The 421-nt window shown below is 58.2% G+C and carries 1 pseudogene; it reads right to left on the reverse strand.

Annotation, left to right across the window (positions count from 1 at the left end):
* Window positions 1-58: 58 nt before the first annotated feature.
* Window positions 59-421, reverse strand: a pseudogene (locus IM313_RS22445) (IS481 family transposase); the annotation flags it as partial.

The following is a 421-nucleotide window of genomic DNA, read 5'->3' on the forward strand; positions in this document are numbered from 1 at the left end:
GTGGGTGTACAGTCCGGGGACATGGTAGACAGGTGTTCGGGGACATGGTGAACACTTTTTAACATCCTTTACCCATGGTGATCGACTTTTTCTTCAGGTCGATCACCCCCACTTTCGTGCTGTACCACCACACTTCATAGCAGCCGTCATCCTGTGTCTCCCTCAGCCCGACCCGTTCTCCCCTGAACGCCTTGCCTGCGCTCAGACTGACACCCTGTATGCTCAGCTTTCCGCTGACATCCACTTTCCTGACCTTCACCCCTTCATCGTACTCAGGTGGCGTTACGCTGCCGCTGTACTGCCGGGCAGACGGCTGATAACGCGAGGCCGGTACCGCCATATCCAGCGCCTCGTGCGGGCGTTCAAGGTTGTACACCGTGCGCCAGTGATCGAAAGCGCGTTGCAGCTCTCCGCTGTCCGC

Origin of the sequence: Enterobacter cloacae complex sp. P2B (assembly GCF_014895985.1) — a bacterium.
GTDB lineage: Bacteria > Pseudomonadota > Gammaproteobacteria > Enterobacterales > Enterobacteriaceae > Enterobacter > Enterobacter bugandensis.